Source organism: Bacteroides sp. GD17 (assembly GCF_038448625.1).
Classification (GTDB): Bacteria; Bacteroidota; Bacteroidia; order Bacteroidales; family Bacteroidaceae; genus Bacteroides.
The window spans coordinates 204,382-219,744 of record NZ_JBCEZS010000006.1 but is presented as its reverse complement, the minus strand read 5'-3'; the positions used below and the strand labels follow the sequence as shown (position 1 = coordinate 219,744).

Genomic DNA, 15,363 nt, shown 5'->3' with positions numbered 1-15,363 from the left:
AGATTACTTCAAGTAGTCTTCCGGCATGTCAATCTCCTCATAGTGTTCCGGCAGTTCCAATAGCGGTTCTACCAGTTTGGTACTATTCAAGTAATAAGTGTAGCCGAGATAGATTTCTGTACCGGCTATCCAACCATCGCTAATACGCCGAAGTACTTTCCCCTCTGCCGCTTTTAGTACGGTCATTGTAACTTTTTCTGTTTTCATATCCTTTATTAAATTAGAAATCATATTCTTGTATTCTTGATGCCAACGCACTCCAATTTGTCGCAGATTTATAGGCACTACCGCAACCACGAGGGACGTATATATTACAAGGATTGTTATCAAATACCCTGCTGTCAAGTTGTGGTGGCGTTGTGGCTTTGATATAGAAAGATTTCATAGCTGTACATCCCATAAAAGTGAAGGCACCAATGCGCTGCATTCCTCTGCCTATAGTAATGCTTTTCAAGGCAGTACAATTATGGAAAGATGCCTGGCTGTATTGTCCCCATATAGTAGTACAGGTGTCTGGTATCTCATTGATGTCTTCCAATGATGCACAGTTCTCGAAGGCTACACCTGATATGGTTTTCAACTTGTCATTAAACCGGAACTTCCTGAGGTTTGTTAAATCTTGGAATAGCCCGGTACCAATTGCATTTGCGTCCGGTCCCATATAATACTCTTCAAGTACTGGAGAATGAATCTGCATGGCATTGATTATTCCATCCTTTTCGTAAGTCTCTCTGCCCACATATACAATTCGTGCATTAGGTACATAGGGCGAAGAACCGTTGACTACATATCCTAATACAAGCTCTCGGAAGTCGAACACTTCCCCATTACATGGTTTGTTCTGGAAATTGATGATTTTAGATACTTCTCCCTCTTCTGGCATAATCCAGCCGTCTCCATCGCTGTCCCAATAATTTAATGCCCATTCTCTAAATAATGGGTCTGTCAGGCGTATTGCAGGCTCTCCAATCATTACTAAATTTAGCCGCTTGAAAGTGCTTCTCAGCGCCTGCACTGAGTCCTGATAGTACTTGCTATGCACCGTTATAGTACCTTCTAAGACAGGTATGGGGTCTTCGCCAGCAAGTCCTTCGGCAGATAATCCGCTATAGCTGCCATCCGATAAGAGCGCCAGCATATCGAGTGCATCAGCCGTGTAGTATTCCTCCTCGAAGCCGACGGCGCGGATGTGCTTCAAGGTATGCTCGCTACCTTGCGATTGCTGTGCCTCAATGATAGTTGATAGCAACTGCATCGGCTTCAGCAGCGGGCAATTCTCGACAAGGAAGTCGGTTACGTTCTCCTTACAATAGTCAAGCAGTACACCTTCGCTTGTTATCAAAGGATAGTTCTGGAGCATTACATATTGGTTGTATGCACTGTATTCTATTACTTCCAGCCCACCGCCTTTGGGTAGGACAAGCTGGGTAAGTGAAGTACCGCCTGCATATACTTTCTTTATGTGAGTACAGGCAGATAAATTCAGGGTTCCACGCAATGTAGAGATGCGTGATAAATCAAGATTCTGCAATGATGCACAATTGGAGATCGTCAACGAAGTAATTGAAATGACGATATTGCCGGTCTTCTTCCCTAAACGGATTTCACGGAGCATACGTCCCTGAATAATCATACTTCCAGTTACATTCTTGTCGTACCAATCACCAATGTCCTGGAGATAGGATGCCGCTTGGATAGTATTCTGTTGGTCACCGGAACCGGACAACTCGATAAGCATTTCACAGACTTCCCCGGCTTTGGTTCTCGCTCCACGTATGATGGATGTACCATTGGCGATCGCCGGGTACATATCCATTGCGGGAGTCAGTTCGTATTTGATTGTATTACCGGCGGCACGCACGGTAATGTTATCCGTTCCGTCGGCCGAGAATAGCCCAAAGCTATACTTACTCATCATGTACAGGATGCGTTTCGTAATCCATCGCTGTTCGGCTGAGTAGTGATCGCCCAATGCTTGCGTTATAGGGTCTGTGTCGTTGGTGTAGCGTCCGGCTTCGTAAGCCAGCTTTGAGCCCTCATACGTAAACTTCGCATCGGCATTGTATAAGTTTTGCGGGAAGTATTCCTGCGCCTGATCGAAATAGTACTTCTTGAAGTAGGCATACAGCTTGTCGAAGTCAGTTCCTGATTTCAACCCGCCAAGTTCCTCCATTTTCGTCATCATCTTACGCATGCCCGCCCAAATCTCATCAGGGAATGCGAGGTCGAGAAGATTCCAGAAGTTTGAAGTCTCGCCGTTCCATACAGAACCGCCATTGTCGTAGGTATCGTGGAATTCAACGTAGTAGCCTTTCTTGGCCTGTCCTTGATTATCGGTGTCGAAGATTGTATCAAGGTCATCGTAACGCCATTTCCACTTGCTTGTGGCTGTTCCGAATGTGTAAGGATAGGTATTCTTGGCCCTGTTATCGGTGCCCGCATGGAATTCCACCCAGTTGCGGTGCAGGATGGCATCATCAATATCCCAATAGGCAGGTGCTTCTTTCCTGAACTTCTGTATGCGGGCATTGATAAAGAGTTCATTCAACTGATCTGCGGTTTTCCCGGATAAGTTGGCTGTAGTCAAGCCATACCCCTTGTCAACAAGTTGCGTCTTCAGATTAATCGTACCAGCACCGATATCGGATGCGATGAATTTGCCTTCTGACGACTCGTAGTAGTAGACATTATATAAATTGGCATCACCGGCTTTGGATATCCAGAATTCGTAAGGTTCATTGCGGTATGTGGCAATTTGTGCGTTTAGCTCGGCCAATGTCCCGTTAAACGGTTTCAGGCGGTTTGAACATTGGTAGGCGATGTTGTAGGCAGGAATCCACTTACTGATATTCTCTACCTTTCCGGCGCCAAAGTCCCAGGAGTTTGCACCGTTATACTGGAAAGCTTCTTCCTCTTCATTATAAACCATACGATTGGTATTCCAAGGCACACGGAACAAAGCGCATAACGGAGAGTTGTCCGAACCTTCAATGGAGATCAAGCCTGGAAACATATCGGTATCATATCCGAACGTATTCTTATCGCCCTTATCCGGTCCCATCGTGTACAATCCCATGAAGGTATATACCGCATCACCTTCTTCATTGATAGATTTCTCGAAGCCGACAAAAGGCAACTGATATACTGATACTCGCGCATTCGCATATTGTTCCGTCTGCATGGCCTCATTCAAGTAACCCATCGCTCGGTACAGGTCATTGACAGAATTCACGGAGCCAATCTTATGAGACTGCATGGAGGAAGCAAAATTCTTCTTTGCTGTGATTTTAGTTGCCTTGGCCAATTCAGGAGTCATGGACCAACCGCCGGTGCTGGTGGAGCCATCAGCCGCCTTTATAATGGACAATATTAAATCAAGTATAAAGCGGATATTCCATATCCAGTAGCGCATGGATGAAGTTCCTTGACCTTTACCTTCTACAGCGTTTATTATGACATTCCAATCGGGATGGCCAGCAAATAATACTTCCAAAATTCCCTTCATTTTGTTGGGATTCGCCAGCGATGGAAAGGTGTTGTAAAAGACGAACACATTACAATTCTTTTTCACCTTCTCGAAGTCTATCTCAGAACCGTTACCGTCCATTACATTATTGTTCTCCTGCACAAGAGCTTTGTACGCATTTTCAATGAGCCAGTTGATATAGTTTTTCAAGACCGATTCGGACGTCAGTGCAGAATCATAAACCCGTATGCCGTACACATCAATATCAGCATAATTACTGCCGATTACAATGCCATTCTGCTGGGAGAAGTAATCGTTGTTCTTGTAGGTAAACTCCCGGTTCTTCACCCCATTGATATAAACGATACAGAGGTTGAAATCAGGATTCCCGTAAGCGTCCGGCATGATAACGAGAGTAAGACGTAGGCGCTTCCCCTCAAACAGATTAATGCTTTGGTTGTCGATAGTCTTCAACGCATTCGAATACATAACCACCTTGTCTGGATATACCCGAAGTCCGACGAAAGAATCCCCTTCGGATGACATGCGGATAACCGGGTAATTAAAGTCCGTCACGTTATCCACTCTATAGTCTATCTCAATAGTCTTACCGATTCGTGCAGCTTCCTTCGCAAATACCTTATAGCCGATATCGGCCGATGCGGACGCCATGACACGAAGCACCTTGTTGCCGTCCGCGTCGGTTGTCCATCCGTCATTGCCCCAGTTCATGCCGTGCCAGGTAACGGCAATATCTTCTTTGGTCATCTCGTTAACCACAGAGAGATAATTCCCTTGGTTATTGCTTCGGGTACGCGGATTCATATAAAATGCCGCACCTGCAACGGATGAGAAGCCCAACGAGTTGTTCACTTGAATGGTAGCTGAAGCAAGGTCTTTGGCACCATCCTTGACGTTGACTACGATATTGAAGTCGGCATTGTCAATCGTTTCGATTTCAAGAGGCAGGGCGAAGGTATGCTTGGCTGACGTAGAGATGGAATCTTCATCGGATGTAAACACGGAATCGCCATCTTTGCTGACAACAAACTGCGCGGAGGTTATTGCATTGTTACCATCGTACATCGCATAGTCAAACAGAGCGTTTTCCGTCCAGTTCGTAGCTTTCTCAAGCACATTATTGATTGCTATCAGTTTGGCTGCCTCGCCTGCTACAGCACAGATAATGTTGTATGATATAGTGCGGGTGCGGATAGTACCGTCATTGTTGGCAACGTACATCGACACGTTATACACGCCCGTTTTACCCGGATGTGCAAGCTGATAGTTGTATGCTGTTTCCGTATATACTGTCGTGCCCAATGGTACTTCATAGCTCTTGTTGTAGTCATTTCCGATAACTGTCACGTACAACGTCTTGGATATGTTGCCGCCAATATTTAACGGTATACTGATCACTCCAGTAAATGCCGTCCACCAACGGAAGTTGGGAGCACTAATACCTAAGGAGGTCAGTTGGACAACATAGGTTACAGGGGCTGTCGTTTTATCGGTATTCTGGCCTTTAATGGTTATTTTAATGTTGTTACTGCCGGAAGACAACCATTCAGCAACATTCTGCTTTATGGATGTTCCTGATGCGATCTCCATCTGCTTCACAACGGTAAAATCGGCATACTTCGCATTTTTAATCATGATAGTGCAAATACCAAGTTCGCCGGTAGCCTTGTACGGCTCGGAGATATCATCCCGGTACTGCGATACGAAAGTAAAGTCAAGTACACACTCTTCACCGTATTGAGACGCAAAGCCGAGCGACTCCATGTTATTTCTGACGTACACGCTGTACATCGTCCCTGCGCCTCCTACCAGTTCCCTTACAAGTTGTTCGAGTGTCGCACCTGCAGCGCCGTCATAGGCTGTGCCTGGCGCAGTGCCTATCGTAATCGAAGCACCAACCAGTTCGTTCACCTTTGCAACGATCTCGTTAAGTTCTGCGGCTTTTAGCGGCTCTCCCTTGATAAAATTTCTATCTAAATTCTCCATAACTACCCCAATAAATAATTCTCATCATCCAAAATGCCGACGTCTAAAATAAAGTCTGAAGCTATCATTACCTTACCACCTCTTGCCGATAGCGCGTGCATGATTAAGTTCGTTTCAAGCATACTCGTATCAGCCATATCACTTTCGATACGGCTGATAACGGAGTGAGTCGTATTGCCCTGCTCATCCGTCTTCCGGGTGCTTAAAACGAACTTTATATAACCCATATCACTTACTCAACTCAGCGATTGTGTTCTCGAAATCTGTAATCAGCGCAAGGCGTTCTTCGGGCGTCGTTCCTTCCGATAATGATACGGAGTACCTCTTGCTTGTTTCTACATACATGATATTACCCACATATCTTGTTGTACCTCCGGAAACTCTCTTTATTTGAGCATCGAGTTTTACCAGCATGTTATCTGCGTCATTCGTTACAGAATACTCCAGCCTGAAGTCACCGACAACAGACAAACCGGTTTTGATAGTGTTTCCTGTAAGTTCCATATATACCTCCTTTTATTTAATTAATTATTCCCTCTATTAATTCATGTAACTGTCCATAGCCGCCCGCGGTTAGATAGTTTACGCAAACAGTTTTAATCAGTGATGCTTCTTCAGTAGAGATTTCAATTTCTCCCTGGGCTTCGCTGATCTTCCGGCAAATCTTGTACGCTTTGTACTTGTCTTCATTCTTGATTTGATTGTTCTGCATTCCTGCGGTAAACAATGCTTCGGCAACTTTATCGCCGATAATGTCCTGAGTTGGCTGTCCCTTGTAATTTGAGAAGGACACATTGAAATTGATTTTCATAATTCATATATTTAGTTTATTTCCTACTATAAGTTTTGGTAAGATTGAAATTCTCATAGAATTTAATACCAGAAGACGGCGATATTTCTACAGAGTATATATTACTACCAGAAGATGATTGCAAGTATAAAGAGCGGGGATTAATAATAACACTCTCATCACCATCTTTAAGTGCAATCCCCATCGCTCCACTAATTCCAAACCCTGTGGTATAGCCAAATGCACCAACTTGATTGCCTTTTTCATCATATATTTTCACCCCATTATCTTCTGCACCAGGAACACTGGATTGTTTCTCAACCCCTACAACAACATAGTTACCTCCAGAAGAAGAAGAAGATTTTATGGTTCCTACAAATTCAGCCTTACCTTTATCATCCCAAGTTATATTACCACTTGCCAAACTGCCACTACCATCGTTTTCCAGTAGTATTTTATTAGCGATAGAAACTCTTCCTTTAAATTCTCCGGTTTCGTTTACAGTGATATTATTCAATGTCAATTTACCGTTCTCATCTACAACGAACGTGTCATTGGCCACAATATTACCGTTGAATCGTATCTGTTCTGCCGATATCACCGCATTCGAAATCAACCTCCCTGCCTGGTCTTCGGTGATGAACGTACTGATTTCAGCGCGTTTCACATACCCATCAGCATAAGCCTTCTCGGAAAATAGTTGCGCAAAGCTGGCCTCGGTTACAAGACCGCTTGTACTTATATTCGTGATATGACCTCCACTGTCGAAGTTGACCTTCTTCGAAAGCAACACATTGAAGTCATCCGTTGTAACCAGACCCGACGTATCAATATTCGTGATGTTGCCCAAGGCATTGATATGAATACCTTCCACCAGCGCAGATATAGAATCCTTGGTAACCTGGATAGCTGCTGTATTTTGGTCGGCCGTACTCTGTGCACCTTGTGCTATTCCTAATGCCTGCAATGCCGATTGCGCAGCATCATAAGCATCATTTATACCTTGCCGTGCAAGCTCCTTTGCAGCCGCTATGCCATCTTCCGAATTCGTCACAGCAATTGTTATCCGGTCACCCAGATTTTCAATATAGGCAGTGGTTGCGGAAGAAGAAGGCTTCCAATGAGAAATAGAAAATGCCGCTCCTGCCGCCTTCGCAGTCTTGCATACAAGCGAGTCATTCTTATAAGTGACTGTTCCATCCGAATATGTTGCATTTACCCACAAGTCCCCCACGTCGTAAGCATCCTTAGCCGTAGGTTGAGCGACAAATACACGACGTTTACTATCGGCTGTGTCCTGTGCTTTAGCTGCATCCTCCAGCGCTTTCAGCGTCAGGTGGTCCGTGATCTCTTTCCATACGCCGGATTCAAACCGATATCCCTTCCCGGTCAGTCTATTATAGAACATGTCCTGATCGTGCATAGCCTTCAGTTCCGCGGTCTTCCATTCCGATGCCGGGAGATTGCTTAGTGTAGGCTCATAATCATAGTACCACAGCGTATACTCCTTATCCGTCTGCTGCTTAATCAAATCCAGATTAACCTGCATATCGCCAATAGTCTCATCAATGTCCTTGCCTGTAGCCTCATTGATAAACTTCGCAGTGATCTCACTCAGCACCGTATTAAAATCAATGAGTGGCTCAGGCATCGTATAAGAATTGATACCTTTATATATACGCACATAAGGTCCTCCAGCCGTAACGCTATCCCAAACAATCGCACCCTGCCGGGAGATATCCGTCCGATTACCCAACTGCACGATACTGTCACCGACAAGAGGTGCATCGCTACCTGTTGCACAGTCTGATTTGGATAAGTCTATGTAATCGTCTCCTTTCCCTACAAGAAGCCGCCAATAATAATGGCTACCCGATTTTAGATTGAACACCTCGCAGATAGCTTGGTCATCCTTCTGAAAGGTATTATATACTGTCCGTCCGTCGGCATCCGTAGTCTTAAAGTAGCATCGCCAATACGTACCCATATCCTCTACGCGATTACAGATCATACCGCCTCCGGTATTGTATTGCTTGCCACCAATGTAAGTTGATTCCTGCACCTGGATTTCTTCTACCCTCAACTTCTTGCGAATATCCACGAAGTCAATGTCAAGATGATAGTTTCCGTCTTCATCCTGATAGATACCAAAACCATTACCGCCGGGAGAAAAATTCTTGGAAATAATATTATTCAGCAAGATGATTTCGTTCAGTGTTGCCGTACCTTTTACGTTTATGCCTTCGATGAAGGTCATCAGCTTCTCGATCGTTTCGGCAATATCCTTGCGAACGTAGCGATCATCATTATCATTGTTACCCCCCAGCGGGTCAAGGTAGCAATGATAAATTTCCTTATCGCTTTCGTCCGGCATTTCCGGGTCTATCTTAAGTATATACGCCTGACCTTCTGCCGATATGATCTGCCCCGGATATGGCACGTCTTCGCCATTTGCATTTCTGGCATACAGATGCGCCTGCTGTTTAGTAGCATGTGTCTCTGAAGAATCCAGCGATTTAGGATTCGTTCTTTTCACTGACCCTACATACGGGCTTCCGGTATTTATTATTCCTGCCATATCAAGATATAGTTATAGTTGCGTAGTTAGTGACATCGTTTACAATCGTCGATTTAATATACCATACATCATATTCTACCGGGGTACTTCCGTTCACCCCGTCTACCATTACGGAGTGATCGGAAATCTTCAGCGTACCGTCGTTTGGAACCAAATCAGCTAAATAGCCTTTAATACTCACCCTGGTAAGGGGAGCACCGGCCGGAAAACATATCACAACGAGCTTCCAGTTTGTCGCCTCGAATGTGTAATTTCCGGCACCAGTATAAAGACCACCGAAACTCAGTGCCCGCACCTGCGCACTCGTAATAGGTATTGAGTCCACAACCCCCGCAAACCACCTTCTGCGTACATTCACGCTAATCGTAGTAGTCAGTGATTTCTCCGGCAGCTGCCCGTCCGAGGATGCCGCATAAACAACAGTAGCCTTATACGTTTCTCTTTCTGTGTAGCTTCCCGACAACTGTCTTACCGCCGTCTGCACCCCCGAATTCTCTTCCGAGAAATTCAGCTTATTCTCCTTCTTCTCATCGTAGTATGCCTCTTTCATGCCACCCTGACCGTTTCTCGTTGCGGTATAAGTGATATACCCCTTCTTAGTACCATACTCTACATCGGTACCCGTCGATATAACACCCCGAAGTTCCGCTCCTACCGGCCTGTACAGCATATTCCGAAAGATAGTTTCCCAAGTCGACCCGGCAGATACCACATCACCCTTCTTGACGTAACCTACATCGTTTGAATTAACGAGGATGTCTTTTTTCAGCTTGTCAGAAACCTCGGAAGAAGAGGAAGAACCGCCCCCGGAAGAAGAGGAATTGCCATTAGATACCACATACTGCAATTGTGACAAACTTGCTTCTACAGTTCGCTTCCAGCCTTTTCCTACCTTATTCGTACACGATATCGTGGCAATGCTCAGATTATCCAGCTTGCGCACTACTTTCGTCATACGCGTGTCACGGTAACCTTCGCTGAAATATTCGTCACTCAGCAGCCGGACACGTTGACCAACCTTCAGCGGCACCTTATTCTTATCTACATAGATGTAATCCGTCTCTCCGCCATAGATTGCCACGTCCTCGCTATATTTTTCCAGATAGCTTGTCACGGCAGCTTCGAAGTCCAGTTCTGCTTGCACTTCGTACGATTCCGGCATGCGGAAATTCCAGGGGATGTACGTGTTACCCGGACGGGGAATAAGGTTACCACCCGGTATCTGTACGTCGTCCGAAGGATAGACATTAATAATTTCCCATTCCAGAGTGTCGGAGTTATAATTTGCCTCGAACCAGTAGTTATTACCCTCGGAATTTCCTTGCCCCGCGAGATCACCTGTTTGGAATGATAGACGTTTTACCAATCCGGCAATTTCATTCTTGTTCGGGTCGAACATCATCCCTTCATCATTGAAATAGTAGACCATGAACTTCTTGCCGTCATCCCCCGTTTTTTCTTCTGAGCGAACTGTAGAGACCGTACCGGTATAATGAGGGAAAATCTCGGCAAAAGCCGCTTCCTCCACATGTTCGTAAAGCCCGTATTGAGTATTACGATCTATATATTTCGCACGATTAGGAAGTTGAAGCCGATAGAAGCCATACCGGGACTTATCTATATTCTTCGTACTTCCCCGCGGAATCAATCGCGTAAAGAACTCCACATCCTCGCTGTTCTCCGATTGCGTCAATGAGGTAAGCCCTTGCATATAGCCAAGCCTTACCAAGTCACCATGTTCACAGCGCGTCAGGTTAATCTTAAAGCCATCTGCCCACCATTCTGTTTCAAAAGCTTCAGATATTTTGGACAGTGCATCCCAACATGTTGCATTGTCATAGTCAATGGTTTTATTAGGTAAATCAGCCACCTCACCTATACTCCATCGCGTTTCACCGTAGATACGATTCATATTATCCACCCATTTTTGCAGATGCACGCGCGGACTGTCATTCAGCGTAAATTGCGGTTCATACTGCCCATCCGCCAAATGCAGGTACATCACCTGCTCCGCGTCGTGAATAGGCGCGTAGAACTTCACAGAGTAGCTGTACGTTTGCTTGTTCTTCTGCTTGGGTTTATATTCCTTTTTGATGGAAAATCTGATACCTTCCAGCAATACATAATCATTCACATCCAGCGGAACATAGAACGGGTGAGTGAAAGAGACAGACACAGAATTCTCCGTCATCAACTCATCGCTCCAGGTTGATGACGTAGCTGTACTGGCTGTCAGTTTCAGCGCTCCAGATTGGCTATAGATTCTTAGCTTCATTTTAATCAGCGTTTAATCATTGTTTAAAGGGTCAATCGTTTGATAAGGATTTGGCTCCCGGAATTTCATTTTCATTTTTCCATATATCTTGCCGCTCGCCTTAAATGGGGTTACCATCTGCTGCGCGGAACAACTTTTGAAATACATCCGGTAAGTCGTTCCCAGTTCCGGCAGGGAGAACACCAGCCACCCGCTTTTGAGAAAAGCTTGAAACGCTATATATTTCTGATGCCATTCCGTTTTTGTATCGGTAAGGATTCCGAATTGCAACGTAACGTCACGCGCTTCATAATGCGGTTCCGGCAAACTGTCCGGAAGGCGTTCCCCATTTTCTTCACGAAACGACACAACCGTATATGCTTTCATGGCAGGCACCTTCAGCAATTCGTCATAGTTTGTATGAGCTCCTGCCGAGTCCTCTGCCAGGAAAGCATTGTATTCCTTATATATATCCACACCATTAATGATGAGCAATCCTTCCAGTATCTTCATATCATTTCATTTTCATTCCATCTCTTTCAGTTCTTTCCATTATGTCGGCAATGTCATCCAGCCGCTTGCAGAAGGCCGTATTCTCGGCAATAGTGTTCAGTATGCCGATAGCTTCATAGGCATACTGTGAAATATCCGTCAGTTTATCATCCATATTGATGACATGTATCTGCATAGACATACCAATCCCTTCAAGTTTCCCGGCAGTCTCTTCAGTGATAGTCGTAACAGCACCTGCATGACCGGACTGTGAAGAGGAAGAGTTTCCCCAGCCGAAAGCATCAGCCAGTTCTTTCCTCTTTTGCAGCATCTCTTCCGTTATTGCTTCCTGCTCTTTACGCAAGGCTTCAGCTTCGGCAGCCGTCAATTTCTCATCACTCTCAGTAGCATCGGCCCAATTGTCATACAGTCGCTTTATTCTGTCGCGATACTTATCCGTGATAAGAGACGACAATATTGCATTTTTAAGATATTCCTCGAAATTGTCTGCAAAATCTTTAGAGCTGCTATCCATATCTGTCAGCACATCCGTGAAGCTGCTGAGGAAGCTGTCAAAATCAGCTTTTACCAGACCCTCTTTCCGGTCATTCTCCAACTGGGTAAGTTCATCATTGCAATCAATGATCTGCTGGAGATACTTTTGTGTATCATCGTACAGTTCTGCCCAAAACAGAGGAGCTGTTTCCTGAAGCTTTTTAAGTTGTTCTACACTCAGATCAAAAAGGCCGGTCATACGCCCATCTCCAATATTGTATTTATAGAAATCACTGCCAAGTGCTTTCTTTGCCTCATTCCATGCCTTGGATGATATGTCTTTCTGTTGCTTGACACCTTCGGATGCCGAACTTCCAAAACCTAAAAAGCCCTTGCTTGCTCCCGAATTCAGATACTGCTTTCCAAGTTCACGGGAGGCATCTTCCTGCTTTTGAACGATTATCTTCGCTGTTTCATAAGCTTGCTGTCCGGTTTTGGAATTCAGTTCAAACAGTTCTTTCTGTTTTTCAATGACTTTATCAAGGATATTGATATAAGATTCGTATACCTCTTTGGCACGTTCATATTCGGCCACCCCATCATCATCTTTGAATAAAGAGGCGATCTTGATCGCTATTTGAATGGCAGCACTTATTATCGCCAATATAACCGATGCTTTTTCCACGGCCTTCACTGCGGAACTTGCTGTCTCAGATGCCGTACTCACACCACTCATAGCCGTCATGGCAAACATACCGATATCGCCAATAATTCCGATGATCTCTCCGGCCTGCCCGCCGATAGCATCGCCCAAGCCTTTCATTGCCTGAGATAAGTCTCCTATGACATCTGCTACTTTCTTTTCGGCCGCCTGTACCTTGGTATTGGCCTTTACCGCTTTGTCTTTTGCTTTATTGTACTTTTCAAGTGCTTCGGCAGAAGATAAATAGGTCTTATCAATCTTGCCGGTATCCTTGTTGTATGAACTACCGGTGACCACCTTTCCCCCGGAATTCACCGTTTCAAGATTTCTTTTGGCTTCAGCCAGTTCTTCTTCCGCTTCGGCCAGCTCTTTCTTCCGGTCTGCAAGTGCCTGGAAAGGATTGCGCTCATCCAACTCGTTCATGATCTCCTGGATGGTGGTGGTATACTCACGCAACTGATCGGGAGACAACACTTCTGCTGCTGTCTGTTTGGCATTCTCAAATTGAGCAAGCAGGGATTTAAGCGTTGATGATGACGTTTCTTTCAGGTTCTCGAATGCACGGACATAATCAGGAGACTGTTTCAATTGCTCGTAGTCCAGTCCCATAAGGGCCTTGCCTTTATCTTTTGTTGCTTTTGCCAAAGCAATATTCATCGTTTCGACGGTATCAGTATCTCCCTTCTTTTCCGCCTCCTTGCGTTTTTCGGTGATATCGGCTATTTCCTCATTGAATTTCATTTCAATGGCAAGTCGTTTTTCCTGGTATGTCCCATACTCCTTGTTGTAGTCAATGAGAGCTTGTATTTTTTCTTTTTTCAGCTTTTTGCTTCTTTCTGCATACTCCTTTTCTACATCATAAAAGTCTTTTATATACTGTTCCCCGGCAAGGTCACGCTGTTGCTTGGCTTGGTCTTTAACTGTTGCCACTTGTTCCGGGGTAACGGCCATGCCGTTCTTTTGCGCTTTCTGCAAAGCCTTCAGGCGGTCGCGTTCTTCCTGGTCTATACGTGCCAGTTCCTCATCGAATTGTTTGCGAGCAAGGGCCTTTTTCTTTTCCTCTCCCTCCTTCATCAGGACGATGGTCATATCATTTATTTTTTGGCGTGCTTTGAGTTCAGCATCGGAGATTTCATTGGCTTTATCACTGAAAGATTCGTTTTTCTTCTTTTTATTGGTTTGTTCTTCATAGTCATAGACCACTGCATCCTGCATCGCTTGATTATACGATTTCCAAGCATTATCTGCTATATCTTTAGCTTTATTCAGTTGTTCTGTCGAAGCTTTACCTTTGGAATGCTGTTCCAAAACCTTATCATAGTTGGCATCAGCAAGCGCCAAAGCTGTTTTTGCAGCCTCCTTTCGCAATTCAATAAGTTCCTTCTTGGATTTTCCGGCAGCCTCGGCAATTCTAACATCGAAATCAACATCATCGGATAGGTTCTGCATGGATGATTGTGTTTTTTCAATCTCCGTATTGAGTTCTCGCTGACTTTTTTTTGATTTCTCTGTATATTTATTCCATAAGTAAATCAATGCACCAATTGCCGCAGTGAGTCCTAACGTCATAGTTGCCATCAATGCCTTGGCCGCCACGTTGGAGATACCCAAAGCAACGGACAGCCTGGTGGTTGCTGCCGTCAGCATATTTTTTGCACCTGTCAGCAGTATATGCGTGAAGTAACTGTCTTTATTCAACGTATTGGCCACCTGCTGCACTCCCATAGTGATCGCCATCACTGCCTGCAACTTGGTCTGTATCTGTGCCAGTTTCTCTTCCTCGGCACCAAAAAGTGATGCCACACCGACACCTGCGGTCATTACTCCCGTCAGTCCGGACACGGCATCCATCGTAGCTCTGATGTTCTTGTTGTCATCAGAAAAGATTCTTCCCTGCGTGTTGATATCTCCCATGCGGTCCTGCATTTCTCCAAGCTTCTGCATGGCAACAGCATACTCCTCCGTGCCTTCCGTCATGTCCGCCATCTGCTCTTTCAGGTTGCGGATTTCTGTACGGAGCATGGTGTGCTTCTGTGCAGACTGGTTCACTTGCTTTTCCAAAGCCGCAAGTTCCCCCTTCTCTTCGGCAAGCACTTTCTTGGCAGCATTCAGTTCGGCAGTCAGTTCCATCTTTGCCTTGCCGGGAGCAGCATTTTCAAGCTGCTTCTCCAGAGACTTGATATCAGCTTCCACCTGCTTCACGGCCTCGCTCTGTTCCTTCATACGTGCCTTGAAGTCATCCGTTACTTGCTCTACGGTCTGACCTACTTTGGAGGTGTCACGTGCAATCTCGTTCAGTCCCTCCTTAGTCTTGTTGCGGGTGATTATGGTAAGTTCTACAGGTTCCATCAGTCTGCTGATATATGAGTTTGGAAGAAGGCAACCGGGTCTTGGCCGACGGCGCTTTCTTTCTGTATCTTTTTCATCATTTCCTTATACTGCCGTTTCTTTTGTTCTTCCACCGAAACGTAGCGGGGAGCATCCTTTGCCATGAGCAGCAGCATCGGATAAGGCACCTTCCACAATATGTAGTCAATACTCCAGCCGGTGGCCGTAGCCACCTGCCATACTAAACCGA

10 protein-coding genes are annotated in these 15,363 nt (G+C 45.2%); all 10 read right to left on the bottom strand.

The features are described from left to right. Positions 1-3: 3 nt before the first annotated feature. From AAE250_RS11825 to AAE250_RS11780, 10 genes are read right to left on the bottom strand one after another with little or no spacing between them, the layout of a single operon-like run. Positions 4-207 carry a hypothetical protein gene (locus AAE250_RS11825; protein WP_342288917.1) on the bottom strand — a complete coding sequence of 68 codons (204 nt, stop codon included), beginning with the start codon at positions 205-207 and terminating at the stop codon, positions 4-6. A gap of 13 nt (positions 208-220) precedes the next feature. Beyond that, positions 221-5,473 (bottom strand): leucine-rich repeat domain-containing protein, encoded by a 5,253-nt coding sequence (locus tag AAE250_RS11820; RefSeq protein WP_342288916.1) that lies wholly within the window; start codon positions 5,471-5,473, stop codon positions 221-223. A 2-nt stretch (positions 5,474-5,475) separates the two neighbouring features. Beyond that, the gene (locus AAE250_RS11815) at positions 5,476-5,700 is read right to left on the bottom strand and encodes a hypothetical protein (RefSeq protein ID WP_294601089.1); all 225 of its coding nucleotides are present in this window, start codon (positions 5,698-5,700) and stop codon (positions 5,476-5,478) included. Between the two features lies 1 nt (position 5,701). Beyond that, on the bottom strand, positions 5,702-5,977 hold the full coding sequence (locus tag AAE250_RS11810; protein ID WP_294601091.1) for a hypothetical protein: 276 nt from the start codon (positions 5,975-5,977) through the stop codon (positions 5,702-5,704). A 16-nt stretch (positions 5,978-5,993) separates the two neighbouring features. Continuing rightward, positions 5,994-6,284: a hypothetical protein gene (locus AAE250_RS11805; protein ID WP_294601093.1), complete on the bottom strand. Its 291-nt coding sequence runs from the start codon at positions 6,282-6,284 to the stop codon at positions 5,994-5,996. A 16-nt stretch (positions 6,285-6,300) separates the two neighbouring features. Next, on the bottom strand, positions 6,301-8,841 hold the full coding sequence (locus AAE250_RS11800; RefSeq protein ID WP_294601095.1) for a hypothetical protein: 2,541 nt from the start codon (positions 8,839-8,841) through the stop codon (positions 6,301-6,303). 1 nt (position 8,842) lies between these two features. After that, positions 8,843-11,116, bottom strand: a complete 2,274-nt coding sequence (locus AAE250_RS11795; RefSeq protein WP_294601096.1) for a hypothetical protein — start codon at positions 11,114-11,116, stop codon at positions 8,843-8,845. Positions 11,117-11,128: 12 nt separating this feature from the next. Continuing rightward, positions 11,129-11,608 (bottom strand): hypothetical protein, encoded by a 480-nt coding sequence (locus AAE250_RS11790; RefSeq protein WP_294601098.1) that lies wholly within the window; start codon positions 11,606-11,608, stop codon positions 11,129-11,131. Between the two features lies 1 nt (position 11,609). Beyond that, positions 11,610-15,134 (bottom strand): hypothetical protein, encoded by a 3,525-nt coding sequence (locus AAE250_RS11785; protein ID WP_294601100.1) that lies wholly within the window; start codon positions 15,132-15,134, stop codon positions 11,610-11,612. Further along, positions 15,134-15,346, bottom strand: a complete 213-nt coding sequence (locus tag AAE250_RS11780; protein WP_294601102.1) for a hypothetical protein — start codon at positions 15,344-15,346, stop codon at positions 15,134-15,136. The genes AAE250_RS11785 and AAE250_RS11780 overlap by 1 nt, the downstream gene beginning before the upstream one ends. Positions 15,347-15,363 lie beyond the last annotated feature (17 nt).

Coding starts and splice junctions, on each gene's coding strand:
- AAE250_RS11825 (WP_342288917.1), bottom strand. CDS start 207: ATGAAAACAGAAAAAGTTACAATGACCGTACTAAAAGCGGCAGAGGGG.
- AAE250_RS11820 (WP_342288916.1), bottom strand. CDS start 5,473: ATGGAGAATTTAGATAGAAATTTTATCAAGGGAGAGCCGCTAAAAGCC.
- AAE250_RS11815 (WP_294601089.1), bottom strand. CDS start 5,700: ATGGGTTATATAAAGTTCGTTTTAAGCACCCGGAAGACGGATGAGCAG.
- AAE250_RS11810 (WP_294601091.1), bottom strand. CDS start 5,977: ATGGAACTTACAGGAAACACTATCAAAACCGGTTTGTCTGTTGTCGGT.
- AAE250_RS11805 (WP_294601093.1), bottom strand. CDS start 6,284: ATGAAAATCAATTTCAATGTGTCCTTCTCAAATTACAAGGGACAGCCA.
- AAE250_RS11800 (WP_294601095.1), bottom strand. CDS start 8,841: ATGGCAGGAATAATAAATACCGGAAGCCCGTATGTAGGGTCAGTGAAA.
- AAE250_RS11795 (WP_294601096.1), bottom strand. CDS start 11,116: ATGAAGCTAAGAATCTATAGCCAATCTGGAGCGCTGAAACTGACAGCC.
- AAE250_RS11790 (WP_294601098.1), bottom strand. CDS start 11,608: ATGAAGATACTGGAAGGATTGCTCATCATTAATGGTGTGGATATATAT.
- AAE250_RS11785 (WP_294601100.1), bottom strand. CDS start 15,134: ATGGAACCTGTAGAACTTACCATAATCACCCGCAACAAGACTAAGGAG.